Origin of the sequence: Pseudomonas sp. 31-12 (assembly GCF_003151075.1) — a bacterium.
Lineage (GTDB): Bacteria > Pseudomonadota > Gammaproteobacteria > Pseudomonadales > Pseudomonadaceae > Aquipseudomonas.
This window is the reverse complement of sequence record NZ_CP029482.1, coordinates 155,710-181,388: the sequence shown is the minus strand read 5'-3', so window position 1 is coordinate 181,388 and position 25,679 is coordinate 155,710. Positions and strand designations below refer to the sequence as shown.

Genomic DNA, 25,679 nt, shown 5'->3' with positions numbered 1-25,679 from the left:
ATCAGTCTCCCATAGCCTGGCGGTAAGCGCGGGCCGTGGCCTTCGCGCAACGCGCCCAGGAAAAATGCTTCGCTTGTTGCAATCCGGCTTCGCGACAGACCTGCCAATGCAGCGGGTCGTCGATGAGTCGGCTCATGGCATCGCGCAATTGGTCCGGATCGTCCGGTGCTATGTAGTTGCCGGCGGCGCCTGCGACTTCCGGCATGGCCGAATGCCGGGTCAGGATCACTGGGGTGCCGCTGGCCATGGCTTCCAGGACGGGCAGGCCGAACCCTTCGTACAACGAGGGAAAGACCAAGGCCCGGGCGCCGGCCAGCAGTTGTGCCAGCGCTTCATCGGGCAGATACCCCAGCAGGCACACATCGCCGGTGGCCAGGGCGGTGCGCAATTCATCACTGAACTGTTCGCCCTGCCAACCGGCCATGCCGGCGATCAGCAGTGGAAAACGCTGGCGCACGGCTTCCGGTAGTCGGGCGTGGGCACGCAGGGCAAGCGTCAGGTTCTTGCGCGGCTCGAGGGTGCCGACGCACAGAAAGTATTCCCGCGCCTCAACGCCGTGGGCCTTGAGCACCGCGTCGATGGCTTCAGGTTCCCGTGGATGGAAACGTGCGGCCACGCCCAGCGGCGCGACGACAAAACGCTCGGCCGGCAGTGCGAAATACGCCTGGGCTTCGTCGGCAATGTACTGCGAGTCGGTGAGAATCAGACTCGCCCGCTGCACGCCGTCGGCCAGTCGCCGCTCGATTTCCCGCAAACGCGAGGGGGGTTGCGTCTCGGGGTAGTGCAGGTGCGTCAGGTCATGCAGGGTGATGACCGTCGGGCCGTCAAACGACAGCGGCCACAGGCTCGGTTCGTGATAGAGGTCGATGGTCTTCGAGCGCCCTTGATCGAAGCGTTTCTGCTCCAGCCAGCGCCGGACCTGATAAGCCCCCGGAATCTGTCGCAGCAACGGCGTCAGTCGCGAGTAGCCGGGCATGGCGGCTTCCGGCAAATCCGAACTCCAGCCCCAACCGTGGAACAGCGTCAGTTCGACATCGGGCTCATCAGCCAGGGCGTTCGCCAGTTCGGCGACGTAATGGCCGATACCGGTGCGCGGGGCTTGCAGGATCCGGGCGTTAAGGGCAATTCGCATGTTGCCTCTCTTGCACGACCGGCGCTTCTGCCAGATTGCGCAGGGTGCGTTCGGCCAGTTGCGCACTGGCTTCACGCCAGCCGATCCACTGCCAGTCCGCCACGTGGCGAGCTGCGGGGAATTGCCCGGAGCGTTCGAACCCGGTGACCAGGTCTGCCAGGCTTTGCGGTTCGGCCAAATCAAAGTACACCATGAACTCGCCACCGATTTCGCGAAAGATCGGAATGTCGCTGCCCATGGCCGGCAAACCGCGCTGCATCGCTTCGACCAGGGGCAGACCGAAGCCTTCGACCCAGGACGGAAACACCAGTGCGCTGGCGTGGGAATAGGCGTGTTCGAGGCTGGTGTCGCTCAGGTGGTTGAACATGAACAGGCGTTGGTTCAGTTGCGGGTGATTGCGCACGCGAGCGAGCAGGGCGTCGCACTTCCAGCCGATACGCCCGGCGATGCACAACCGGGCGTGCGAACCCGAGGCCCAGGCGCGTTCGAAAGCGTCGAGCAGGTAATCGTGGTTCTTACGCGGCTCGATGGTGCTGACCATCAAAAACACCGGTTCCGGCGTTTCGAATACGCGCGTCAGTCGTGGCTCGACGGCAGCGGTGGCTTCGCTCAGGTCCAGCTCGGAACCGAGGTGAAAATAGTCGAACCACAGCGCATCGGCTTTGGCCGGGCCCAGCCGGTGCTGCAGTTCTTCTCGTACCTGATCGCGTACCGTGGCCGAAATCGCCACGTAGCCGTCAGCGGTTTGGGTGATCCAGTTGAACCACTCGTTGAAAATCTGCACTAGCCGCGTGTCGTAGAACTGCGGGTGAGTCAGCGGGATGAGGTCGTAGATCACCGAAACGATGCCCACGCCTTCACGCTTGAGCTGTTCGGCAAACGGGAAGAAATCGCTGTGCCAGGAGGAATCGAGCAACACCAGTTGATCGCCCGGCTGATGCTGCAGCGGCGAGCAGCGTTTGGGCAGTTGATACTGATTGATGGCCTCGATCAGCCGTATCGGCAGGCTGAAGCAGGTAATGGCTGTGAGGCGGTAGGCCACGTGCAGCAGGCGCTTGATCACTCGCGAGTTGCTGCGTTTGTGCAAGCGTTGATGCAGTTGCCAGAAACGATGAGCAAGGCGTCCCAATCGTCCGCCGAAGGTCATCAAACCATCGAAAAACGGGATGTTCAACGCGCCGAGTTTCAGCACCCGATAGAGTTTGCCTTTGAGCATCACCACCGGAACGCACTCGACACCCTCGACACTGTCCGGCAGTTGGTTGATGACGTTACGCACCACCCGCTGAATGCCCGAATTGACCTTGGGGTGCTGGAACACGTGGGTGCATTCCACCAGGAGACGGGTCATGGCGTGCGCTCCGAAACAGTCGACCCGGAGCGGGTAATGGTGGTTTTCGCCGCCAGCCACGAGCAGCCGACGAAGTCTTCATGCCGGTTGTTGATCACATGGAACACCAGCCCGTAATCGCGCCATTCGTAGTTGCGGTCCAGGTGCGAGTCCAGCCGCGACAGGCTCAGGGACACGGAATAATTGCCCTTGCCCAGGCCCATGACGAAGGCAAAACGGTACGTGTAGCGCTCTCCTGCGTGCAGATCGGTCAGGGCCTTGTCCTGGCGATGGGTGTTGATGCCATACATCATCTGACCCAGGCGGTCCTTGAGGATGAAGCCCAGCACCAATCGCTCGATGTCCTGACGGACTTCGACCTGGACTTCCAGCACCACGGCCTGACCGACCTCGGCGGCGTCGATGGAACGTTCATTCTCGTCCAGCAACCGCACACTGAGGATGCCCGCTTCACCGGTGCCGGAAATGGTTTGCACTTCCCCGTCCGCGAGCATTTCCTGACGCACGATCTGGCCTTCACGTTCGGCCATCATGGCGTTGTAATAGTCCAGGACCGCTTCGGGTTTGCCGTGCATGGCCATGCGGCCGTCCTTGAGCAGGATGGCCGAATCGCAAATCGCCTGGATGGCCGAGCGGTCGTGGGACACGATCAGCAGGGTGGTGCCGGCCTTGCGGAAGCTGCGGATGCGTTCGAAGCTCTTGTGCTGGAAGTAGGCATCGCCCACGGAAAGGGCTTCGTCGACGATCAGGATGTCCGGACGCCGTGCGGTGGCCACGCTGAACGCCAGGCGCATCTGCATGCCGCTGGAGTAGGTCCGCACCGGATGGTCGATGGCTTCGCCGATTTCTGCGAAATGTTCGATCTCGGGCATCAGCGCTTCAATGTCATCGACCTGCATGCCCAGCAATTGCCCGGCCATGATTGCATTCTGTCGCCCGGTAAAGTCCGGGTGAAACCCCATGCCCAGTTCCAGCAACGCCGCCACCCGGCCTTCGAGTTCGATCTTGCCGCACGTCGGTTGGGTGGTGCCGGTGATCATCTTCAACAAGGTGCTTTTGCCGGCGCCGTTGACCCCGACGATGCCCACCGCTTCACCGGGGGCGATCTTGAATGCGACGTCTTGCAACACCCAGTGCTCGTGGTGACGCTTGGGCGAAAACGGGATCAGCCACTCGGCCAGTCGGCTCCAGCGGTTCGGGTATTGCTTGTAGGCCTTGCCCAGGCCGGTGACGCGAATATGCCCCATCAGAGTTCATCCACCATTTCGCCGACGCGCTGGCGAAACAGACGCAGCCCGATCAGACAGAACACCACGCCGGTGACAAAAATCGGCAGCAGCGAACTCCAGACCGGCCATTGCCCATAGAGAAACATGTTTTGATAGCTGACGATCAGGTTGGTCAGTGGGTTGAGTTGCAGCAGGCGCTGAACCCAGTCCGGCAGGATGCTCATCGGGTACACAATGGGCGTCAGCCAGAACCAGAATTGCAGGCAGATGCCGAAGAGTTGCCCGACATCACGGAAGAAGACATTCAACACGCCGAGTATCATTCCCAACCCGGCGCAGAACATCATTTGCAACGCCATCAGCGGTATCAACGCCAGCAACGCCATGCCCGGCCAACGTCCCGTGAACAGCAGAAAACCCAGGAACAGGCCGATGATGATCGCGAAGTTGATGCCGGCGTTGATCAAGACAATCACCGGCAGGCAGATCCGCGGGAAGCTGATTTTCTTCAACAGGTTGGCGTTTTCCAGAAACATGTTCTGGCTGCGCAGGGTGATTTCCGCAAACAGTCCCCAGGCGAGCAAGCCGCCGCACAGGTACACGCTGTAGGCCATGCTGTCATCCACACCCGGCAGGCGGGCGCGCATGATGTGAGAAAAAATCACGGTGTAGACGATGATCATCGACAGGGGATTGAGCACCGGCCATAGGGCACCAAACAGCGAATTGCGGTAACGCGCCTGAAACTCTCGCTGGACGCTACCGAGGATGAACCCTCGATGGCTGCACAGTGAGCGGTATAGGGAAAGCAGCATTCAAACCGTCCTGCCATATTGGTCTTCGAAGCGAACGATATCGTCCTCTCCCAGGTATTCGCCGCTTTGCACTTCAATGATCACCAGGTCGATCACGCCCGGGTTTTCCAGGCGATGCTTGTGGCCGGCGGCAATGAAAGTCGATTCGTTCTTGGCCACCAGGTGAGTACCGGTGCCATTGTTGGTGACCTTGGCCATGCCTTCGACGACCACCCAGTGTTCATTGCGGTGATGGTGCATTTGCAGCGACAACTTGCCGCCGGGCTTGACCACGATGCGCTTGATCTTGAAGCGCGGGCCTTCCTCGAGCACGGTGTAGGTGCCCCAAGGCCGGCTGACCGTGCGGTGCAGGCGATAGGCCTCGTGCTTTTTGTCCTTGAGCTGCTTGGCCACCCGGCGCACATCCTGCGCGCGATCGGCGTGGGCCACCAGCACCGCGTCGGCGGTGTCGATGATGATCAAGTTATCCACACCCACCGCCGCCACCAGCCGGTCTTCGCTCTGGACAAAGTTGTTGTGGCTGTCGACGAACACCGCGTCCCCGCTGGCGCGATTGTTTTGCCTATCCGCCGGTACCAGCGCGGCCACTGCGCCCCAGGAACCGATGTCGCTCCAGTCGAAACCGGCGGGCACCACGACCACTTTGTCGGAGCGTTCCATCAAGGCGTAGTCGATGGAAATGTCAGTGATCTCGGCGAACAGCGCCGGGGACAATTCCTGTTGCAGGCACCCGGCGGTTTCCACGGGGGCGCTTTGCGCCATGCAGGTTTGCGTCTGCTCCAGCAGCTCGGGCGCGTGGACCTGCAGTTCGGCCAGTACGGTCGCGACCGAGAAGCAGAACATTCCCGAGTTCCACAGAAACTTGCCGCTTTCCAGGTAATGGGTGGCGGTTTGCAGATCCGGTTTTTCGACGAAGCGCTGCACCTTCGCGGCGCCTTTTCCGTCCAGCGCCGCGCCGGTCTCGATGTAGCCGAAACCGGTTTCCGGGGCGGTCGGCACCACGCCGAACGTCACCAGGAAACCATCTTTGGCCAGTGCCATGGCGTGTTCGACCGCGGACTTCAAGGCATCTTCATTGAGGATCAAATGGTCGGCGGGCATCACCACCATGATCGCTTCATCGCCGTGCAGGGCTTGCAGCGACAGGGCCGCGGCAGCGATGGCCGGGGCCGTATTGCGGCCCGTCGGCTCCAGCAGAAAGTGCCCGCGATGGCGACTTAGCTGCGCCTCTTGATAGTGATCCTTGCTCTGGAAGTAATAGTCGCGGTTGGTCACCGTGACGATATCGCCCCAGCCATCGAGCAACCCGGCCGCCCGCCGATAGGTCTTGCCCAGCAGCGACTGGCCGTCGGGCAGGGTCATGAACGGCTTGGGATGGCCCTCGCGGGACACCGGCCACAGGCGAGTACCGGCACCGCCGGAGAGAATCACAGGAATCAGCATGGCCTACTCCTTGGCGACGCGTTTCATGTCCGCATCCATCATCATGCGGATCAAGGTATCCAGGTCGGTTTTTGGCTTCCAGCCCAATACACGCTGGGCTTTGGCCGGGTTGCCGAGCAGCACTTCGACCTCGGCCGGGCGGAAGAACGCCGGGTCGATCTTGACGAAGTCGCGGTAGTTCAGCCCCACGTGGTCGAAGGCGATGCGGCACATCTCGCGTACGGTGGTGGTCACGCCGGTGGCGACCACGAAGTCGTCAGGCTTGTCCTGTTGCAGCATCAGCCACATGGCTTCGACGTAATCGCCGGCAAACCCCCAGTCGCGTTTGGCGTCGATGTTGCCCAGGCTCAGTTCCTGCTGTTTTCCCTGCTTGATGCGGGCGGCGGCGTCGGTCACTTTGCGGGTCACGAACTCGATGCCGCGCAGCGGTGATTCGTGGTTGAACAGGATCCCGCTGCTGGCGTGCAGGTTGAAGCTTTCGCGGTAGTTCACGGTGATCCAGTGGCCGTACAGCTTGGCCACGCCGTAAGGGCTGCGCGGGTAGAACGGCGTGTTCTCGTCCTGCTGCTCGGCCTGGATCAGGCCAAACATTTCGCTGGTCGACGCCTGGTAAAAACGCGTGTGCGGGCTGAACTGGCGGATCGCTTCGAGCAGGTGAGTCACGCCCAGCCCGTCGACGATGCCGGTGGTGACCGGTTGATCCCAGGAGGCCGCGACGAAGCTTTGCGCCGCCAGGTTATAGATTTCGTCCGGGGCGGACTTGATCACCGCACGCTGCACCGAGCACGCATCGGCCATGTCGCCGTCCAGGTAAACGATGTCGCCCTCGACCCCCATCTCACGCAGACGCCAGCGCGCATCGCTGCTGCGCCGTGCCACCAGGCCGTGAACTTTATAACCCTTGTCGAGCAGCAGTTTGGCCAGATAAGCGCCGTCCTGACCGGTGATCCCTGTGATCAATGCACTTTTTGTCATTCTTCTTGTACTCGCTTCTCCCAGTCGGACAGGATCGCCCGCAGGGATTGTTGTGTTGTGATTTCAGGCGTCCATCCTGTGGTCTGGGCAAGCTTGGCATGGCTGCCGCAAACGCGACGCTGATCCGCGCGGCGAAGACGCGCCGGATCCTGAATCAATTGCATGTCGACCTGGGCGAGGTCCCCCAACTGTTCGATCAAACTGCGGATGCTCTGCTCGCGCCCCGAGCAAATGTTGTAGACCTGCCCCGGCGTGCCCTTTTCCAGCAGCGCCAGATAGGCCGACACGACATCGCCGACATCAAGGAAATCGCGAGTGACATCAATGTCACCGACTTCCAGTTGCGGGGCTTGCAGGCCTTGTTTGATACGGTTGATCTGCCGCGCGGCGCTGGCGATGACAAAGCTGTCTTTCTGACCGGTGCCGATGTGGTTGAACGGGCGGGCGACCAGTACCGGCCAGCCTTCGCTCAGGCCCCATTGCAGGCTGAGGAACTCGGCCGACAGTTTGCTCACGGCATAGGGGTTGCGCGGGCAGGGTGGCTGGAGCTCGGTAATCGGCAGGTCTGATTCCATCACCTGGCCGTAGATGTCGCCGGAGCTGACGTACAGAAAGGTCCCGTTGAAGCCGCGGGCCTTGAGTGCCTGAAGCAGGTTCAAGGTGCCGAGCAAGTTGATGGTCAGCGTGCGTGCCGGATCGCGGAAGGCTTCGGGAACGAAGGTCTGGCCAGCCAGGTGAATGACCGCGTCGGGCATCTCGGGCCAGAGGCCGTCGAGGGTGCCGGGCTCAGCGAGATCGTAACGGGCGGCGACAGGCAGAAGCTCCCATTCCGAGGCACCGGCCTGCAGGCGAGATTGGATGTGTTGTCCTACGAATCCACTGAGACCCGTAACGAACAGACGCTTTTTCAAACAGCAGCCCCTTGGTCATGCATTTCGTCCATTCCCCACAGGCTCTATGGAGATGTCTGACAGACCGGGTGGATTCCTTGGTCGAAAGACAGGCGAAACGTTTGTTGTAGTTGTTTGGTAGCCAATCTGTGCCAATTACGCGGCAATTTCAACAGGTCCCACCGTGACCGGTCAGTTCTCGTTAGCGTAGCCCGATTTATTCTCGCCGGGCGGTTCACGAATCCTCAGCGGATGTGTTTAGAATGCCCCTCGTCACGATTACCCAGGGTTCGGCCGGGTGGTATTCACACCCCGCGAAACTGACCATTAAAACAAGAACGTAGACGGGCAAGAAGACGATGGACGACGACCGGCAAACTCCGGGTCGATCCGTGGCTTTGCCGTCATAGAGTGAGGCTGCCGGGATGGCGGTTTCATCGTGGGATGCCATGAATTTCATTCTTTACTCGGATGTCAACGACAGCTCCATCAGCCAGAGCCTCGGCCGTCCCGAATACAGTTATTACTTCGTGCTCAAGGCGTATCGCCCGGTGCTCGAAAGCCTCGGGCGGGTGCATGTGGTGTCCTCCACCGCCGAGGTCGATCCTCTTTATCGACAACTGTTGGCTGCCGGCGAAGACAGCCTGTTCCTGTCCTTTACGCCGCCGCAGAAAACCCCGAACGACCTTGAGTGCCCGACGATCTGCGTGGTGGCCTGGGAGTTCGACTCCATTCCCGATGAGCAGTGGGACAACGACCCGCGCCAGGACTGGACGCAAATGCTCGCGCGCCAGGGTCGGGTCATTACGCTTTCCAGTCACACGGCCCGGGCGATTCGGCGAGCCATGGGTGAAGACTTCCCCGTGTTGGTTTTGCCCACGCCACTGTGGGAGAACTTCGCGACGATTCGCAGCAACCACACCAGCGTCCCGGTCAATGCCGGTTCGACTCTGGAGATCAAGGGCTGCATTTTCGACACCCGTACCCTCGGGCTCAGCGCTGACGCACTGATCCCGGTCGTGCCCACGGCCGAAGAAATCGCCGCGCGAGAGGCTGAAGCGGAAGCCGCGAAGCCACCGCCGCTGACCTTGAAACGCCGCTTCGTCATTGCTCGCCATTACCTGCACCTGTGGCGCCGGGACATGGGCAAAACACTGCCCGTCCCGGTGCATCGCACGCACTTTCTGAGCCAGTGGTATTGGGAAGGCGTTCGTGACTTGCTGTCGGACGCCGCTCATGAACGGCTTGCCGGGTTTTTGCCGGCCATCGCTGGCCCGCAGACGATGGCCGTGCATGAGCCTGAACCGCGTCAATGGCCGGACACCACTGGCCAGGTCGAGACTCACGTCGACGGCGTGGTGTACGTCACGGTGTTCAACCCCCGGGACGGTCGCAAGAACTGGCACCAATTGATCACCGCTTTTTGCTGGGCCTTCCGCGAAACGGAGGACGCCACGCTGGTGCTGAAGATTACCCAAAGCGACCTGTCGTCCTATTACGACGAACTGATGACCTTGCTCGCGCAACTTTCGCCGTTCGCCTGTCGGGTGGTGGTGATGCACGGCTACCTGGACGATCCGCAATATGCCCGGCTGTACGAAGCGGCCAGTTATTACGTTAACGCCTCGCGCTGCGAGGGTTTGTGTCTGCCGCTGATGGAGTTCATGGCCAGCGGCAAACCGGTGATCGCCCCGAACCACACCGCCATGGAGGATTACATCGATGAGCGTGTGGCGTTTGTGGTCAAGTCCAGCGAAGAGCTGACCATCTGGCCCCAGGACACCCGGATCATCTACCGGACCCTGCGTTATCGCCCGGACTGGGGGTCGCTGAAAATCGCCTACGAAAACAGCTATCGGATGGCCAAGGAGCAACCGCAGGCGTACCAGCGCATGTCTGGCGACGCGGTCGAGCGTATGCGCGACTACTGCGCCTTCGCCCCGGTGCAGAAGCGCCTGGCGGATTTTTTCGGGCTGACGCCGCAGGTTTTTCCGGGCGCGGCCGTGACGGATAACGCCTCATGCTGATCATCATTCATTCGGAAACCAACCAGCACACCATTGCCCAGAACCTTGGCCGTTCGGAGTACAGCTATTACTTCGTGCTCAAGGAGTACCGGCCGGTGCTGGAACGCCTGGGGCGCGTGGTAGAAGTCAGGGATCCGCAGACCGAAGTCGATGCCTTGTACCTCGACGCGCTGTCCCGTGGTGAAGACTGCATATTCCTGTCGTTCTCGCCGCCGCATTGCACGCCGATGCACTTCGCCTGTCCGACCTTGCCGGTGTTTGCGTGGGAATTCAGCACCATTCCCAACGAACCCTTTGCCGGTGAGCCGCGCAATGACTGGCGCACGGTTTTGCGCGCTTCAGGCGCGGCGATTACCCATTCCGGCTACACCGTGAATGCCGTACGCGAGGCGATGGGCGCCGACTATCCGATCGTCGCGGTGCCGGCGCCGGTGTGGGATCGATTCTCGGCGCGTGGCGCCCAGTTGCAGCGTCAACCACTGGCCAGCCAGGTGCGACTGAAGATCAAAGGCCTGGTGGCAGACAGCCGCACGCTTGACTTGCGGGCCTTTGGGCCGGCGCCGTTACGCGAAGGTGAAGGTATCGATTTCGAGGCGCCGCCCCGTGAGCACGAGTTGGTGCTCGACGGCGTGATCTACACCTCAGTGTTCAACCCGGGTGACGGGCGCAAGAATTGGGAAGACATGCTCAGTGCCTTCTGCGTGACGTTCCGCGAGGTCGATGACGCGACGCTGGTGCTCAAACTGACCCACCACGACGCCGAAGCGGCGCTGACCGACATCCTTCACCATTTGTACAAAAACCAGTCTTACCGCTGCCGCATCGTGCTGATTTACGGCTACCTCGCGGATGCGGACTACGAGCAGCTGGTGCAGGCAACCAGCTACGTGGTCAACACCTCCTACGGCGAAGGCCAGTGCTTGCCGTTGATGGAGTTCATGTCCTGCGGCAAACCGGCCGTGGCGCCACGGACCACGGCGATGATCGATTACCTGGATGCCGACAATGCGTTCCTGATCGACTCCACCGACGAGCTGACCGCCTGGCCTCACGACCCGCGCAGGGCGTTCCGGACCCTGAGGTACGTGACGAACTGGGCGTCGTTGTGCCGCGCTTATCGGGCCAGCTATGACGTCGCCAAAAACGATGCCGGGCGTTACGCGCAGATGTCCGCGCATTCGGTGGCCAGCCTGGAAAAATTCTGCAGCCAGGCCACTGCCGAGCAACGGCTGAAAGTCTTCTTCGCGCAGCTCCTTGAAACCTGCGTCGCCGTGGATACCCCCGAAGCATGACCCGCGCAGCGTTGCATCGGGTATATAGCGGAGCAGCGTCCAGGAGGACGACATGAGTAACGACAGACGGATCATGGACATCGAATTGTTGCGCGGCATTGCGGTGCTCGGCGTGTTGTTCCATCACCTGCAAGACAGCCTGTTTGCGGCCCCGGTGCCGCTGTTGCAAGCCATCACCGCGTGGGGGCAGCCGTGGTGGGGCGTGGATCTGTTTTTCGCTATCTCCGGGTTTGTCATCGCACGCAGCCTGATCCCGGCGTTGCAGGGTTGCAGCACGCGCCAGGAATACTGGGAGCAGACGCGCAACTTCTGGCTGCGCCGAGCCTTTCGATTGTTGCCGTCGGCGTGGTTGTGGCTGGCGCTGATGTTGCTGGCGTGTATTTTCCTCAATCGCTCCGGGGCGTTCGGCACGCTGCACGCCAACCTGCAAGCGACCCTGGCCGGGGTCGCGCAGTACGCCAACTTCCGCTTCGCCGACAGCTTCTATAACTATGAGTACGGCACCAGTTTCGTGTACTGGAGCCTGTCGCTGGAGGAACAGTTTTATTTGCTGTTTCCGCTGCTGATTCTGCTTTGTCGCAAGCACCTGGTCTGGGCCTTGCTGGCGCTGGTCGCGGTGCAGTTGTTCACGTTGCGCACGCCGATCCTGATGGTGGTTCGCACCGATGCGCTGGCACTCGGTATCTTGCTGGCGATGTGGAGTGCACAACCTTCGTATCTGCGCTGGGAGCCGACGCTTTTACGCCGGCCATGGGCCGGTGTGACGGCGTTGGTAGTGCTGTCGCTGGTGCTCAGTTTCATGGCGACGGATCGCTTCACGTTTACCAACTACCGCATCGGCACGATTGCCGTGTTGTGCGCGGTGCTGGTGTGGATTGCTTCCTACAATCGCGATTACCTCCTGCCACGGGGCGCGTTCAAGAACCTGATGACGTGGGTCGGCAGTCGCTCCTACGGGATCTACCTGATCCACATTCCGGCTTATCTGCTGGTACGCGAATTCACCTTCCGCTTGCAGGGTGCCGGTCTGCCCAATCCCGGCGGCCATCCGATCCTGACACTGATGATTGCTGGCGGGTTGATCGCCTTGTTGAGCGAACTCAACTTCCGCTTTATCGAAATGCCCATGCGCAACCGCGGCGCCTCGCTGGTCAAACGCCTGGGCACGTCCCGAACAGCCGCCCAAACCTCTGGAGCCACCTCATGCTGAGCCTTTTGAAGAAACTCACGGCGGGTACGCCCGCTCCCGTGGCGCCTGTGGTGGACAAGGTCGAGAAGGTCGATCCATACATGCTCGGCCTGCACGACGCGATGCTCAGCGGCTGGTTCAATCAGCAAACCGGCGAGCTGTTCACCGGGTTCCCGGTGACCGCCAAGGACACGCTGCTGGACGTCGGCTGCGGTGATGGCGGCAACGTGCATTTCTGCGGCATGCGCGGGGCAAAGATCATCATCGCCGACATCGACGCGGCCAAGGTCGAAGCCACCCGTCAGCGCCTGAGCGACACGCCGGCGCGCGAGGTCGAATGCCACGTCACCGACTGCAATCCTCTGCCGATCGCCGATGCGACGGCCACCCGCGTGGTGTCCACCGAAGTCATTGAACACGTGGACGATCCGGCGCAGTTTCTCGCTGAGCTTGTGCGGGTCGGCAAACCGGGCGCGTTGTACTTGCTCAGCGTCCCGCATCCAAGCTCCGAAGACCTGCAAAAAGACATCGCGGCGCCCGAGTATTTCCAGAAGCCCAACCACATTCGCATCATCAGCGAAGAGCAGTTCAAGGCGATGGTCAGTGACGCGGGCCTGGAAGTGCTCAGCCACAGTCAGTACGGGTTTTACTGGTCGATGTGGATGCTGTTGTTCTGGGAAGCCAAGGTTGATTTCAGCAATCCCGACCACCCGCTGCTCAACCACTGGGCCGACACGTGGCAGGCCATCCTGGCATCGCCCCGGGGGACTCAGATCAAGCAGGCGCTGGACGCGGTCGTGGCGAAAAGTCAGGTGATCATTGCCCGCAAGCCCTAGCGTCTGACCTGTGGGAGCGAGCTTGCTCGCGATGACGGTGTGACATTCACCTTTGATGCTGAATGTGACGGCCTCATCGCGAGCAAGCTCGCTCCCACAGGTTTTGTGTACCCTGCAACATTGTGTTGTTCGGGATCAGGGATTTCATGCTTTCAATTCGTTTGGCGGTGGTGCTTGCCGCGTTGATGCTGCTCAACGGTTGCGAGCAAAAGGACGCGCCACCGCTCGATCAGCAACTCTACGTCTGGCAACGGCAATGGACGTCAGCCCACGACGCCGCCTTGCAAGACAGTCGCGCGGACTTCTCGACCTTGCGGGTGCTGGCCTTGCAGGCATTTCCCCAGGCGGGCTGGAGCCGGGCGCGGATCGATCCGGCGTTGCTCAAGCGTGATGGCCGGCCGCTTATTGCGGTGATCCGCCTCGATGGCCAACTCACGGCGCTGGATCAGGACGACGTCACGGCGCAGATCCAGCAAGTGCTCAGCGACTGGCAAGGGCAGGGGCTGACGCTCTCCGGCGTCGAAATCGACCACGACGCCGGTAGCGCCCGGCTACCGGCTTACCGCGAATTTCTCACGCACTTGCGCGCGGTTTTACCTGCCGCTTTGCCGTTAAGCATCACCGCATTGCCTGCCTGGCTCGACAGCCCTGAATTGCCGGCACTCTTGGCGACTGTCGACAGCAGCGTCTTGCAGGTGCATGCGGTGAGCGATCCGCGTCGTGGTTTGTTTGATCCGGACCAAGCCAGGCAATGGGCCAACGCCTGGAGCCGCATCACCTCAAAACCCTTTTACCTCGCGCTGCCCGCCTATGGCGTGGCTCTGTTGCCGGGGGCCAGTGGTGCGCCGGTCATTGAAAGCGAAGTGCCCATCGAGCGCACCGGCAAACGTAGGGAATTGCTGGCGGACCCCTTGCAGCTGAGCACACTCGCCACCGAGCTACGCGCCGATCCACCGGAGCATCTGGCCGGCCTGATCTGGTTTCGTCTGCCGCTGGCAGGTGATCGTCGGGCCTGGAGCCTGAACACGCTGAGGGCCGTAGCTCGCGGAGATTCCCTCGACAGTCGCTTGAGTTTGAAACTCATCGCGCAAGACGACCTCTATGACATCAGCGTCAGCAATCAAGGCAACCTCGACAACGCCTGGCCCGAACGCGTAACGCTGGCGGTTCGCGGCTGCGACGGTGCCGATGCGCTGGCCGGTTATTCATTGCAACAAAGCCCGGATCTGCTTACCTTCACCCGCCTGCGCGACGGCCGGATACCGGCCGGCGAGCAGCGCGCCATCGGTTGGGCACGCTGCGCGCAAATTGATCAAGGAGCTTCGAATGTTCACCCGTAACTGGCCCCGCCATGTGCTTTGCCTGAGCCTCAGCCTGCCGCTGGGTTCGGCGATGGCCTGCGGGCCGGACTTCCCGATGCGCTTGCTGGACAACCGCGCCCAATCGCTGGCGGAGCTGCCGGAAGGCAACTTCCAGTTCGAGATCAACCGCCTCGGGCACATGATCGCTGGGCTCAAGAACGTTGCGGCGTCCCCTTACAGCATGGAGGCGACTGACTACGCAGAGCAGCGGGACAAGGCCGAGCAGGCCGGTTTGACGGAGCAGCAGCAAGCACTGGTCAAGCAACTGCGTGCGCTGACCGATGCCCATCAAGTCGAGACCCAGGGCGCGAGCCTGCCGGCCGAGCTTCGGTTCTATCTGGCGGGTGCTGTGGCGTTCAACGCCGGTGATCACGCACTGGCCGCCGAGTACTTCCAGAAAGTGCTGGCGCTGCCGGCGGATCAACGCGCATTGCGCAGCACTTGGGCCGCGTATTCGCTGGGTCGGGCGCTGTTTGCCATGAGCGCCGAAGCGGGCGCAGCGCCCGACCTGTTGGCGCAGGCGCAAACAGCTTTCGAGCAGGCCCTTCAGCTGACTATCGAGGGTTTCAGCGACCCGCTGGAACTGGGTGTCGCCAGCCTCGGCGAACAAGCCCGAGTGGCGCGCACTGCGGGCGACTGGAACCGCGCCATCAATCTGTACGCCACGCAAAATCGTCACGGTTCGGCAGTGGGTTACACCTCGCTGAAGCTGTTGATGGCGGATCTGCTGGCGATGCCTGAGGATCAGTTGACCGAGTTGCTCAAGGGCAAACCGGTGCAGCAACTGGTGACCGCGTCGTTGATCAGTCGCCTGGGCTGGTCATTTGGTGATCAACCACCGAACGAACTGAAATTGATCAAACTCCTGCAAAGCAGCACGCGCGGCAGTCTGGACAACGCTGATCGGTTGGCGGCGATGAATTATCAGCAGGGCGATTACACCAGCGCCAAGGCGTTCCTTGAACACGCCGGGGACGGCGGTCTGGCGTGGTGGCTGCGGGCGAAACTGGCGCTGCGTGACGGCGACAAAAACGCAGCCGCCGCGGCGTATGCCAAGGCTGCCCAGGCTTTCCCGCAGAACGAGTCGTGGGGCGAGCGACGTACGCCCGACTACGATTTCGAAAGCCTGCAGCCCAAGTGCCGGGTCGAGGGTGAAAGCGCGATCCTGGCGCTGCAACGCGGCGATTACCTGCAAGCGTTCGATCAACTTTATCGCAGCCAAAGCATCTATTGGTTCGACGCCGCGACCGTTGCCGAACGCGTATTGACGGTCGATGAACTCAAGCATTACGTCGACACCCAGGTGCCGGCGCCGCCAGCGCTCAGCCAGCAGGATCGTGACAACTACGTGCCGTTGCCGGTGGCGGCGCAACTGCGCAATCTGCTCGGGCGTCGCTTGCTGCGTGAAGAGCGCTACGACGAGGCGCTGGTCTACTTCGATAACCCGGATCTACAGAAAAAAGCCCGTTTGTATGCGCAACAGCGGCAGCTCGCCGATGCGGCGTGGTGGCCGACCAAGCGTGCGTCTGCTCTGTTCAACGCAGCCTGGACGGCACGCGAGTGGGGCATGGACATTCTCGGTTATGAAATGGCCCCGGACTACGCCACGTTTGGCGGCAATTACAGCCTGGAGACGGCTGAGCTGAAGGTTGGCCCATTGGTGGCCGAGGGTGAAGTCCAGCGCCAGCAAGCCAGTGCCGCGAAGCCCGACGAACGCTACCACTATCGATTCGTCGCAACGGCCTTGGCCAACCGCGCCGCCGATAACCTGCCTCACACCAGCCAGGCCTTTGCGGCGGTGTTGTGTTCAGCGGCGGGCTGGAACAGCAGCCTTGAAGACCAAAGCGCGCTGTACCAGCGCTATGTCAAGGAAGGGCCGTACGTGGAGTGGGCGGTGGATTTCGGCCACCAGTGCCCGTATCCCGACTTCGAAAATGCCAGCAAACGTTATGTCACCCAGGTGACTGACGCCACGCGTTCGGTGCTGCGGCCGTACAAGTGGCCGTTGCAGATCGGTGGTGTTATCGCGGTGACTGCGGCGGCGCTGTTGTTGCTCAACCGCCGTCGCCGTCGTAAGGCGCAGTAAGGTTCAGGCCTGTTGAACAAAGGTCAGCCGCAGGGCGAAGCCGATCAACAGACTGCCAAACAACCACTGTTGCAGGCGCTGGGCCGAGGGACTGCGTTGCAGCCAGCGGCCCAGTGCGGCGCCGGTCAAGGCGTAGGCGCTGTCGAACAGCAAACCGACGCCGACCAGCAGCACGCCCAATACCGCAAATTGCGCGAGCACGGGTCCTGCGTGAGGGTTGATGAACTGCGGCAACAGCACCGAGCAGAACAGCAGCGCCTTGGGGTTGAGCAGGTTGGTCAGCAAGCCGCGCTGGATCGATGCGCGCCAGGACGATTTTTCACCGGTTGTGGCTGCGCCATTCAGGTTCGGCAACATCGTGGTTCGCAGGCACTGAATGCCGATCCACAGCAGGTACGCGGCCCCCGCCAGACGCACCACGTCGAAGGTCCACGGCGCAGCCTTGAACAGCGCCGCCAGCCCCAGCGCAGCCAACGCCACGTGGCAGCCGCGAGCAATGCCCAGACCCACCGCCGTCGCCAACGCCGCGCCTTTGCCCTGACGGGCACCGGTTTGCAGCAGCAGAATCATGTCCGGGCCAGGCAACAGATACACCACCGCCAATGCCATGAAAAACAGCCAGAGTCCTTCCACTTTGCACCCCATTCGTTGTCGATTTGGTAGCGCCAGTCTAGGGTGCAAGAGTGGGGCAGGTGCTTGCGTAGTCAGCTTCTAATGGATCGATAATTGGCATAACCTGCCACTTCGTGACGATCAAACCATCAGGATCTGCCAAACCATGAAACTGGACGCCTACGACCGCAAAATTCTCGCAGCCCTGCAACGGGACGGGCGCCTGAGCAATGTGCAACTGGCCGACGAGATCGGTTTGTCCGCGTCGCCGTGTTTGCGCCGGGTGCGGATGCTGGAGGAGGCGGGCGTGATTCGTGGCTATCAGGCCAATCTTGATCGTGACGAAGTGGGGCTTGGGCTGACGGTGTTTGTCGGGGTCAAGGTGGAGCGCCACAACGATGAACAGGCCGAAGCGTTTCGCCTGGCCGTGACGGCATTGCCCGAGGTGATTTCGGCGTTTCTGGTGTCAGGGGAGTCGGATTTTCTGCTGCAAGTGGTGGTGCCGGATCTGCGTGGATATGACCGCTTTCTCACGGAGCGGCTGCTGAAATTGCCGGGCGTGAGTGATATTCGCAGCAACTTTGCGATTCATACGGTGAAGACGCCGGGGGCGTTGCCGTTGGGGCATTTGCCGCTTTAGACCGAGTCGACCCCTTCGCGAGCAAGCCCACTCCCACAGGGGATTTGTGGCGTTCACAAAACCAGTGTGGGAGCGGGCTTGCTCGCGAAGGCGTCCTGACGGCCGGCATCACTCTGGCAGGCTGGCTTACATCTGCGTCGCCATCCCCTCCACATTCATCGCCGCCTGACGCAACGCCTCGGACCGCGTCGGATGCGGATGGCACGTCAACGCAATGTCCTCCGCCGAAGCGCTGAACTCCATGGCCACGCAATACTCACCAATCATTTCACTGACACTCGGTCCTACAAGGTGCACGCCGAGAATCTCGTCGGTGCGTTCATCGGCCAGCACTTTGGCGAAGCCTTCGGTCTCGTGGTTGATCTTCGCCCGGCTGTTGGCGGTGAAAGGGAATTTACCGACCTTGTACGCGCGGCCTTCAGCCTTGAGCTGCTCTTCCGTCTTGCCGACGCTGGCCAGTTCCGGCCTGGTGTAAATCACGTTGGGGATCAGGTCGTAGTTGACCTCGCCCGCCTTGCCGACGATCTGTTCGATGCAGGCCATGGCTTCATCTTCGGCCTTGTGGGCGAGCATCGGCCCGGACGTGACATCGCCTATCACCCACACGCCCGCAGCTTCGGTGCAGTGTCCCTTGTTGGCGAGCATGCCGCGCTTGTCGGTGGTGAGGCCGACGTTTTCCAACCCCAGGCCTTGGGTATAAGGACGGCGACCGATGGACACCAACACGTAATCGGCTTCGAGCAGCTCGGCGGTGCCGCCCGCCGCCGGCTCCACGCTGAGCTGAACGCCGTTTGCCGAGGTGGTGGCGCTGGTCACTTTCGAGCTCAACTTGAAGCTGATGCCCTGTTTGCTTAATGAACGCTGCAGGGTTTTACCTGCTTCTGCGTCCACACCGGGGCAGATGCGGTCGAGAAATTCGACCACCGTCACTTGAGCGCCCAGGCGTCGCCACACCGAGCCCAGTTCCAGGCCGATCACGCCGGCACCGATCACCACCAAGTGCTTCGGCACTTCAGCCAGTGACAGCGCGCCGGTGGAGTCGAGGATGCGCTTGTTATCGATCTCGACGCCGGGCAGGGGAGTGGGCTCGGAGCCGGTGGCAATGATGATGTCCTTGGCGTTCAGTTCGGTCTTGGCGCCCTGGCTGTCGGTCACCGTCACTTTGCCTGGCCCGTCGATGTGGCCCCAGCCTTTGATCCAGTCGACTTTGTTTTTGCGAAACAGAAACTCGATGCCCTTGGTCAGCTCGGTCACGCTTTCATCTTTCTGCTTCATCATCTGGGCGAGGTTAAGGGTGGGTTTGACCTCGATCCCCAGGTTGGCGAATTCTGTTCCCATGGCCGCGTCGTAGAGTTCCGAGGCATGCAAGAGCGCCTTGGACGGCATGCAACCGACGTTGAGGCAGGTGCCGCCGAGCGTCGCCCGGCCTTCCACGCACGCCGCTTTCAGGCCCAGCTGACCTGCGCGGATCGCTGCGTTGTAACCGCCCGGGCCACCGCCCAGTATCACGACGTCATAAGTGCTCATGGATGTACTCCTGGACTGAAAGGGGAATGGGCTGGATAACCGTAGTCTTTGATTAAAATTACGGACGTAACATGTGCGTTTGTGACTATTTCGGTCAAGGCTTCAGCAAGGCGACAGGTTGGGCATCTTTAGATAGAGCGAATTAGTACAAAAATTTCACCACTTTCGTTATATCGTAACGAATTGCGATACAGCTAATGATAAGCACTGGGGTGGTATGCAAGTCGATCTCGAAGTCGATGGAACGCAGGTAGCCGGGCTGCCGCGCTTTCAGCAGGCGGTCTTTCAAGGGCGGCGATTACGTCAGTTCGCCATCGGCCTGAGCGCCTTGGCGGCGGTCGGTCTGTTGTTGGCGTTTTTCGTCGGATTGTTTGCGCCGCTGTCGCTGTGGGCGCCGTTGCTGGTGACTCAAAGTGCCGGTTTGTTAGTGCTGATTGCAGGCCTGCAATCGGCGTGGTGGATAACGCAGTGGCGCGCGCAGGCGATGAGCCCGACGTTGCCGGGGGTGCTCACAGAGGACACGACGGTTGTTCCCGAAGGCTGGTATGAGCGTTTGCTGGAGCGACTCAGTCAGCGCTGGGTGCGCATGCTCGGGCAGATCGGCGCACCAACCCTCTGGCTCGCAGGTTGGGCGCTGTTAACGATCTTGAGCATCAGTCAGTTCTGGAACCTCGCGTTACCGCCCGCTGCGTTGGGTTTATCGGCGAGCGTCGGCGCGGTGCTGTCGTTGTTGCTGGGCTTCGGTTTGCTGGTGCTTGAGCGTCAGCTCGCCCAGGAAAACATCGCCCAATGGCCGGAAGCGGGGCCGTTGGCGCAACTGAGCCGGGTGGCGATCATTTGCCTGGTACTCAGCGCGTTGTGTTTGTTGTTCGGTAGCGAAACCTCGGTCTGGCCGGTACGCCTCGCCGTATTGATCGGCTTGCTGCCAGGACTGGTCGCAGTCGAGTTGCTGCTGCGCGCCGTGCTGTCGCTGTTCAGTCCTCGCCGTGAACAACTTGAACCGACATTGCTGGCGCGTAGTTTTGTCGCCGACATGCTGCGCTGGCCACCACAACCGTTGCTGGCGTTGCAGCACGAATTGCATAACCGCTTCGGTATCGACTTGCGGCAGATCTGGGCGTTCACCTATATGCGCCGGGCATTTTTGCCGGTGATGGCGGTGGTGGCGATCGTCGGCTGGTCGCTCACCGGCGTTCACGAAATTCCGCTGCAAGGGCGGGGCATCTACGAACGTTTCGGCAAACCGGTGGAAGTGTTCGGTCCAGGTTTGCACGCTGGTCTGCCGTGGCCATTGGGTCGGGTGCTGAATGTTGAAAACGGCGTGGTTCATGAGTTGGCAACGAGCGTTGGCGAAACGTCGGCGCCAGTCGTCCTGGAGCCGGCGGAAGGCCCGGCGCCGGCGATTGCCAATCGCTTGTGGGACGCCAGTCATGTGAACGATAAATCCCAGGTCATCGCCAGCAGCCGTGCCGACAAGCAGAGCTTTCAAATCGTCAACATGGACGTGCGTTTTGTCTATCGCATCGGTCTGACCGATCAAGCGGCGCTGGCCGCGACGTACAACAGCGCCGATGTACCGACGTTGATTCGCAGCACCGCCAGCCGGATTCTGGTTCACGACTTTGCCTCGCGAACCCTCGATGGTTTGCTCGGCGAAGACAGGGTAGGGCTGGCCGAAGAGATCGGTCGCGCCGTGCAATCCGATCTGGAGAAACTTGACAGCGGCGTGGAAATTCTCGCGACGGTGGTGGAGGCGATCCATCCGCCGGCCGGTGCGGCCAATGCTTATCACGGTGTTCAAGCAGCGCAGATTGGTGCCCAGGCGTTGATCTCCCGTGAACGCGGCGCGGCAGCCGAGGCGACCAATCAGGCGCAATTGCAGGCCAGCATCGCTCGCGATCAAGCGACAGCCAGTGCCCATGAAATCAACTCCACCGCTCAGGCGGCTGATCTGAAGTTCTCCGCCGAACAGAAAGCGTATGCCAGCGCCGGCCAGGCGTTCGTGTTGGAGCAGTATTTCAGCCGACTGACCCAAGGCCTGGCCAACGCCAAATTGCTGGTGCTCGATCATCGTCTCGGCGGCAGCGGCAATGCACCGACCATCGACTTACGAACCTTCACGCTGCCGGCCGATCCTGCGTCGCCGCGCACCAGCGCTCAGCCAGGAGCTGCCCATTGAGCCAGTCGCACACTCACGATCATGACGACCACGCCGGCCACGATCACGGCCATGGCGGACATCACCACGGTCACCACCATCACGGTGATCCACAGGAAGCCGGTCCATTCCCGTGGCGGCGCATGGGCTGGGCCGCGTTGCTCGTAGCATTCGCCATCGCGGCAGCGAGTCTGGTGCAGGTTCGCTCGGGAGAAGCCACGGTGATCACTCGCTTCGGCAATCCGTCGCGGGTGTTGCTGGAGCCGGGCCTTGGCTGGCGCTGGCCGGCCCCGTTTGAAGCGGCGATTCCTGTCGACTTGCGGCTGCGCACCACCTCCAGCGGCTTGCAGGATGTGGGCACGCGCGACGGTTTGCGCATCATTGTTCAGGCGTACGTGGCGTGGCAGGTGCAGGGCGATCCGGACAACGTGCAGCGCTTTATGCGCGCCGTGCAGAATCAGCCGGACGAAGCGGCACGGCAGATTCGTACGTTTGTCGGTTCTGCGCTGGAAACCACCGCGAGCAGTTTTGATCTGGCCAACCTGGTGAACACCGACGCCAATCAAGTGCACATTGCCGATTTCGAAGCGCAGCTGCGTAAACAGATCGACCAACAGTTGCTGACCACGTATGGCGTCCGGGTGCTTCAAGTGGGCATCGAGCGTTTGACTCTGCCGTCGGTAACGCTAACCGCCACCGTCGATCGCATGCGTGCCGAGCGTGAAACAATTGCCACTGAACGCACCGCTATCGGCAAACGAGAAGCCGCGCAAATCCGGTCGGCTGCCGAGCGTGATGCGCGCATCGTGCAAGCCGATGCAACGGTCAAAGCGGCTGATATTGAAGCCCAATCACGGGTCGAAGCGGCGCAGATTTATGGTCGTGCCTACGCCGGTTCGCCGCAGCTTTACAACTTGCTGCGCTCCCTCGACACCTTGGGCACGATCGTTTCCCCAGGCACCAAACTGATATTGCGAACGGATGCGGCGCCTTTCCGGGTGTTGGTTGACGGTCCGCCGACCCTCGAAACCAAGTCCGGGTCGCAGCCATGAATTTAGTTCCACGTGGAACACTTGAGTTAAGTAGCCCCTGGATTCAGGCCGGGCGGTTGGCTTTTCTTGCTCTATACGGAGTGACAATTCTCGCCGCGCTAGCTTGGGCATTCTCCAATGTGCGGCAGATCGATCCACAGAATCGCGCTGTGGTCCTGCACTTCGGCGCGCTGGATCGCATCCAGAATGCCGGGTTGCTGTTGGCGTGGCCGCGTCCCATCGAGCAAGTGATTTTGTTGCCGGCAGCCGATCGGGTGATCGAACGTCGGGTGGAGAACTTGCTTCGCAGCGATGCCGCGTTGCAAGCCGATCGAGTGGCATCCTTCGCGACTCCGCTGAGCGATGCGCTTGCTGGCTCTGGCTATTTGCTGACCGGTGACGCGGGCGTGGTTCAACTGGATGTGCGGGTTTTCTACAAGGTCACCGAACCTTATGCCTTCGTGCTTCAAGGTGAACATGTGCTGCCGGCACTCGATCGACTGGTCACTCGCAGCGCCGTTGCACTCACCGCTGCGCGAGACCTGGACACCATTCTGGTGGCACGACCGGAGCTGATCGGCTCCGACAATCAGGCGGCCGAACGCCGCGAACGCCTGCGCGGTGACTTGGTGCAAGGCATCAATAAACGACTGGCCGAGCTGACCGCGACAGGGCAGGGACTGGGTATCGAAGTGACGCGAGTCGACGTGCAATCAAGTCTGCCCGGCCCAGCAGTGAATGCGTTCAATGCGGTGCTGACCGCCAGCCAGCAAGCGGATAAAGCCGTCGCCAATGCGCGCACCGAGGCCGAGAAGTTGACCCAGACCGCCAATGAACAAGGCGATCGAACACTGCAAGTCGCCCACGCCCAGGCGAGCGAACGACTGGCCAAAGCCTCGGCCGATACGGCCACGGTGTTGAGCCTGGCCAAGGCGCAACAGCAGGGCACCGACCCGCAAATGTTGCTGCGTATCTACCGCGAGCGAATGCCGAAGATTCTCGGCCAGGCCGGCTCGGTGACGACGGTCAACCCGGAAGACGATACCCGCCTGATCATTCAGGGAGCCACACAATGACCGCCGAAACTGCCGCCGCACCGAGCCTGTTGTCCTCGGCTGAACAACGCAGCGCTGCACGCCAATTGACCCTGGCCATGCTCGCCCTTGGCTTGCTCAGCCTCGGTTTGGTCTGGCGCTGGCTGTCGCCGGAACAGACCGGCGTCAGTCAATTGCTGTTGGGTTTTGCTTCCTTACTGGTGGCTGTGCCGGTGATGCGATCGGCGTGGTACAGCCTGCGCTATCCGAGCCTGCACGGAATCACCGATCAGTTGATCGCCCTCGCCATGCTCGGCGCCTGGGCCACGGGTGACCTGCTGACCGCCGCGTTGTTGCCGATCATCATGATCTTCGGCCACGTACTGGAAGAGCGCAGTGTGATCGGTTCCCAGGAAGCGATTCGTGCGCTCGGCAAACTGACCCGCAGTCATGCACGCAAGGTTCAGGCGGACGGTGCCATCGTCGAGGTCGACAACGGCACACTTAAATCCGGCGACATTGTCGAGGTGCGGGCCGGTGACCGGGTGCCGGCCGATGGTCGGGTGTTGTCCGGTCAGGCGAGCCTCGACACGGCATCGATCACCGGTGAGTCGGTGCCGGTCGAGGCGGGTGTCGGCATGCAGGTCTTTGGCGGCGCAATCAATCTCGACGGTTTGCTGCGCATTGAAGTGACGCGCACGGGCAAAGAATCGACCCTCGGTAAAGTCATAGCGCTGATGCAAAGCGCGGAGCGTTCAAAGCCGCCGATCACGCGATTGCTCGAACGTTACGCCGGCAGCTACATGGTGTTGGTGCTGCTATTGGCCGCGGTGACCTGGTTTGTCACCAACGATGCCCAGGCGATGCTCGCGGTGTTGGTGGCGGCGTGTCCTTGCGCGTTGGTTTTGTCGGCACCGGCCACGGCAATTGCCGGCGTGGCGGTGGCGGCACGGCACGGGATTCTGATCCGTAGTTCGGCGTTTCTGGAAGAGTTGGCGGACCTGACGTCGCTGGTGGTCGACAAGACGGGAACCCTGACCTTTGGCACCTTGCGCTTGCAGTCCATCGACAGCCCGTTGGCGGACCGCAGTCACGTGCTGAAACTCGCCGCCAGCCTGGGCTCGGCCAGCAGTCATCCGGTCAGCCGTGCGCTCGCCGGGTTGGTCACTCAGGAACATTTTCTGCTGCTGTCGGACATCCACGAGCGTCAGGGTCTGGGCGTCGTCGCGATGACGGAGCAGGGTGAAGCGGCACTCGGTCGTCCGGAGTTGTTCGCGCAACTGGGCATCGCCACTTCAGTCGTTCCCGAACACGACGGCCCGATTGCCGGGCTGGCACTCAACGGTGAATTCCTTGCCTGGCTGTTGCTGGCCGACAGCGTCAAACCTGAGGCGCGATTTGCCTTGAGCGAATTACGTGAACTGGGGTTGGGCCGTCAGTTGCTGCTCACCGGTGATCGGCACAGCGTGGCGCACACGCTGGCGCGCGATGTCGGCATCAGCGACGTTGAAGCGCAGGCCTTGCCCGAGGACAAACTTAATCGCGTGCTGGCGGAGATCGACAACGGTTTCCGGCCGATGGTGGTGGGGGATGGCATCAACGATTCATTGGCACTCAAGGCCGGCGTCGTGGGGGTGGCCATGGGCGCGGGTGGTGCGGACATCGCGCTGGCGTCGGCGGACATCGTGCTGATCGGCAGCGACCTGCGTCGCCTCGGCACCTGTGTGCGGTTGAGTCGCCAATGTCGGCAGACCTTGCAGGTCAACGTGATCATCGGGCTGGGCTGGACCCTGGCGATTGTTGCCTTCGCCGCGTTCGGCTGGCTCGGTGCAGCGGGGGCAATGATCGCAGCGTTGCTGCATAACCTCAGCACGTTGCTGGTACTTGGTAACGCTGGACGGTTGCTGCGCTTTCAGGAGCCATTGCTGAAGTTGAAGGACGAGCTTTAAGGGGCGCGAAACTCTTTTTTTACTCCCTCTGTAACGCCGCTGGGGGCACTGCGCTCTAGTGCTGTGTCGGGACTGGACAAGCCGTCCTGGCCGACACCACTG

The 25,679-nt window shown here is 61.5% G+C and carries 20 protein-coding genes; 11 read left to right on the top strand and 9 right to left on the bottom strand.

From position 1 onward, the window contains the following. Position 1 precedes the first annotated feature (1 nt). The 7 genes from DJ564_RS00830 to DJ564_RS00800 are packed head-to-tail and all read right to left on the bottom strand — an operon-like array spanning position 2 to position 7,856. Entirely contained in the window at positions 2-1,132 is a 1,131-nt protein-coding gene (locus DJ564_RS00830; protein ID WP_109626932.1) for a glycosyltransferase family 1 protein, read from the bottom strand. Beyond that, complete coding sequence (locus tag DJ564_RS00825) at positions 1,116-2,483, bottom strand: glycosyltransferase family 1 protein (RefSeq protein WP_109626930.1); 1,368 nt, start codon at positions 2,481-2,483, stop codon at positions 1,116-1,118. The genes DJ564_RS00830 and DJ564_RS00825 overlap by 17 nt, the downstream gene beginning before the upstream one ends. Continuing rightward, positions 2,480-3,730 carry an ABC transporter ATP-binding protein gene (locus DJ564_RS00820; RefSeq protein ID WP_109626928.1) on the bottom strand — a complete coding sequence of 417 codons (1,251 nt, stop codon included), beginning with the start codon at positions 3,728-3,730 and terminating at the stop codon, positions 2,480-2,482. The genes DJ564_RS00825 and DJ564_RS00820 overlap by 4 nt, the downstream gene beginning before the upstream one ends. Next, positions 3,730-4,527, bottom strand: a complete 798-nt coding sequence (locus tag DJ564_RS00815) for an ABC transporter permease (RefSeq protein ID WP_109626927.1) — start codon at positions 4,525-4,527, stop codon at positions 3,730-3,732. Before DJ564_RS00815 ends, DJ564_RS00820 begins: the two co-directional genes overlap by 1 nt. Beyond that, complete coding sequence (locus DJ564_RS00810; protein ID WP_109626925.1) at positions 4,528-5,970, bottom strand: mannose-1-phosphate guanylyltransferase/mannose-6-phosphate isomerase; 1,443 nt, start codon at positions 5,968-5,970, stop codon at positions 4,528-4,530. A 3-nt stretch (positions 5,971-5,973) separates the two neighbouring features. Beyond that, entirely contained in the window at positions 5,974-6,945 is a 972-nt protein-coding gene (gene gmd / locus DJ564_RS00805; protein ID WP_109626923.1) for a GDP-mannose 4,6-dehydratase, read from the bottom strand. Further along, entirely contained in the window at positions 6,942-7,856 is a 915-nt protein-coding gene (locus DJ564_RS00800; protein ID WP_109626921.1) for a GDP-mannose 4,6-dehydratase, read from the bottom strand. The genes gmd and DJ564_RS00800 overlap by 4 nt, the downstream gene beginning before the upstream one ends. A 428-nt stretch (positions 7,857-8,284) precedes the next feature. Here DJ564_RS00800 and DJ564_RS00795 point away from each other — a divergent pair, with 428 nt between their 5' ends. From DJ564_RS00795 to DJ564_RS00765, 6 genes are all read left to right on the top strand, one after another. Further along, positions 8,285-9,862, top strand: coding sequence for a glycosyltransferase (locus DJ564_RS00795; protein WP_256597463.1), 1,578 nt, complete (start codon positions 8,285-8,287; stop codon positions 9,860-9,862). Further along, complete coding sequence (locus DJ564_RS00790; RefSeq protein ID WP_109626917.1) at positions 9,856-11,154, top strand: glycosyltransferase; 1,299 nt, start codon at positions 9,856-9,858, stop codon at positions 11,152-11,154. Before DJ564_RS00795 ends, DJ564_RS00790 begins: the two co-directional genes overlap by 7 nt. A 52-nt stretch (positions 11,155-11,206) precedes the next feature. After that, positions 11,207-12,364, top strand: coding sequence for an acyltransferase (locus DJ564_RS00785; protein WP_109626915.1), 1,158 nt, complete (start codon positions 11,207-11,209; stop codon positions 12,362-12,364). Beyond that, the gene (locus tag DJ564_RS00780) at positions 12,358-13,179 is read left to right on the top strand and encodes a class I SAM-dependent methyltransferase (RefSeq protein ID WP_109626913.1); all 822 of its coding nucleotides are present in this window, start codon (positions 12,358-12,360) and stop codon (positions 13,177-13,179) included. The genes DJ564_RS00785 and DJ564_RS00780 overlap by 7 nt, the downstream gene beginning before the upstream one ends. Positions 13,180-13,325: 146 nt before the next feature. Further along, positions 13,326-14,519: a DUF3142 domain-containing protein gene (locus DJ564_RS00770; RefSeq protein ID WP_109626911.1), complete on the top strand. Its 1,194-nt coding sequence runs from the start codon at positions 13,326-13,328 to the stop codon at positions 14,517-14,519. Then, on the top strand, positions 14,506-16,626 hold the full coding sequence (locus tag DJ564_RS00765; protein ID WP_109626909.1) for a hypothetical protein: 2,121 nt from the start codon (positions 14,506-14,508) through the stop codon (positions 16,624-16,626). The genes DJ564_RS00770 and DJ564_RS00765 overlap by 14 nt, the downstream gene beginning before the upstream one ends. Before the next feature lie 3 nt (positions 16,627-16,629). Here DJ564_RS00765 and DJ564_RS00760 read toward each other — a convergent pair whose 3' ends face one another. After that, entirely contained in the window at positions 16,630-17,259 is a 630-nt protein-coding gene (locus tag DJ564_RS00760; protein WP_109635909.1) for a LysE family translocator, read from the bottom strand. Between the two features lie 145 nt (positions 17,260-17,404). On the opposite strand from DJ564_RS00760, the gene DJ564_RS00755 reads away from it, so the two are divergent. Beyond that, positions 17,405-17,878 carry an Lrp/AsnC family transcriptional regulator gene (locus DJ564_RS00755; protein ID WP_010465412.1) on the top strand — a complete coding sequence of 158 codons (474 nt, stop codon included), beginning with the start codon at positions 17,405-17,407 and terminating at the stop codon, positions 17,876-17,878. A gap of 126 nt (positions 17,879-18,004) precedes the next feature. Here DJ564_RS00755 and lpdA read toward each other — a convergent pair whose 3' ends face one another. Continuing rightward, positions 18,005-19,405, bottom strand: a complete 1,401-nt coding sequence (gene lpdA / locus DJ564_RS00750; RefSeq protein WP_109626907.1) for a dihydrolipoyl dehydrogenase — start codon at positions 19,403-19,405, stop codon at positions 18,005-18,007. 217 nt (positions 19,406-19,622) lie between these two features. Here lpdA and hflK (DJ564_RS00745) point away from each other — a divergent pair, with 217 nt between their 5' ends. Genes hflK (DJ564_RS00745) through DJ564_RS00730 form a run of 4 tightly spaced genes read left to right on the top strand, consistent with a single transcriptional unit; the run spans position 19,623 to position 25,577 of the window. After that, complete coding sequence (hflK, locus tag DJ564_RS00745) at positions 19,623-21,584, top strand: protease modulator HflK (RefSeq protein ID WP_109626905.1); 1,962 nt, start codon at positions 19,623-19,625, stop codon at positions 21,582-21,584. Then, positions 21,581-22,615 (top strand): protease modulator HflC, encoded by a 1,035-nt coding sequence (gene hflC / locus DJ564_RS00740; RefSeq protein ID WP_109626903.1) that lies wholly within the window; start codon positions 21,581-21,583, stop codon positions 22,613-22,615. Before hflK (DJ564_RS00745) ends, hflC begins: the two co-directional genes overlap by 4 nt. Then, entirely contained in the window at positions 22,612-23,670 is a 1,059-nt protein-coding gene (gene hflK / locus DJ564_RS00735) for a protease modulator HflK (RefSeq protein WP_109626901.1), read from the top strand. Before hflC ends, hflK (DJ564_RS00735) begins: the two co-directional genes overlap by 4 nt. Further along, positions 23,667-25,577 carry a cation-translocating P-type ATPase gene (locus tag DJ564_RS00730; RefSeq protein WP_109626899.1) on the top strand — a complete coding sequence of 637 codons (1,911 nt, stop codon included), beginning with the start codon at positions 23,667-23,669 and terminating at the stop codon, positions 25,575-25,577. Before hflK (DJ564_RS00735) ends, DJ564_RS00730 begins: the two co-directional genes overlap by 4 nt. Positions 25,578-25,679: the final 102 nt, after the last annotated feature.

Coding starts and splice junctions, on each gene's coding strand:
- DJ564_RS00825 (WP_109626930.1), bottom strand. CDS start 2,483: ATGACCCGTCTCCTGGTGGAATGCACCCACGTGTTCCAGCACCCCAAG.
- DJ564_RS00795 (WP_256597463.1), top strand. CDS start 8,285: ATGAATTTCATTCTTTACTCGGATGTCAACGACAGCTCCATCAGCCAG.
- DJ564_RS00755 (WP_010465412.1), top strand. CDS start 17,405: ATGAAACTGGACGCCTACGACCGCAAAATTCTCGCAGCCCTGCAACGG.
- hflK (WP_109626901.1), top strand. CDS start 22,612: ATGAATTTAGTTCCACGTGGAACACTTGAGTTAAGTAGCCCCTGGATT.
- hflK (WP_109626905.1), top strand. CDS start 19,623: ATGCAAGTCGATCTCGAAGTCGATGGAACGCAGGTAGCCGGGCTGCCG.
- DJ564_RS00780 (WP_109626913.1), top strand. CDS start 12,358: ATGCTGAGCCTTTTGAAGAAACTCACGGCGGGTACGCCCGCTCCCGTG.
- lpdA (WP_109626907.1), bottom strand. CDS start 19,405: ATGAGCACTTATGACGTCGTGATACTGGGCGGTGGCCCGGGCGGTTAC.
- DJ564_RS00785 (WP_109626915.1), top strand. CDS start 11,207: ATGAGTAACGACAGACGGATCATGGACATCGAATTGTTGCGCGGCATT.
- DJ564_RS00765 (WP_109626909.1), top strand. CDS start 14,506: ATGTTCACCCGTAACTGGCCCCGCCATGTGCTTTGCCTGAGCCTCAGC.
- DJ564_RS00830 (WP_109626932.1), bottom strand. CDS start 1,132: ATGCGAATTGCCCTTAACGCCCGGATCCTGCAAGCCCCGCGCACCGGT.
- DJ564_RS00790 (WP_109626917.1), top strand. CDS start 9,856: ATGCTGATCATCATTCATTCGGAAACCAACCAGCACACCATTGCCCAG.
- gmd (WP_109626923.1), bottom strand. CDS start 6,945: ATGACAAAAAGTGCATTGATCACAGGGATCACCGGTCAGGACGGCGCT.
- DJ564_RS00815 (WP_109626927.1), bottom strand. CDS start 4,527: ATGCTGCTTTCCCTATACCGCTCACTGTGCAGCCATCGAGGGTTCATC.
- DJ564_RS00820 (WP_109626928.1), bottom strand. CDS start 3,730: ATGGGGCATATTCGCGTCACCGGCCTGGGCAAGGCCTACAAGCAATAC.
- DJ564_RS00810 (WP_109626925.1), bottom strand. CDS start 5,970: ATGCTGATTCCTGTGATTCTCTCCGGCGGTGCCGGTACTCGCCTGTGG.
- DJ564_RS00730 (WP_109626899.1), top strand. CDS start 23,667: ATGACCGCCGAAACTGCCGCCGCACCGAGCCTGTTGTCCTCGGCTGAA.
- DJ564_RS00770 (WP_109626911.1), top strand. CDS start 13,326: ATGCTTTCAATTCGTTTGGCGGTGGTGCTTGCCGCGTTGATGCTGCTC.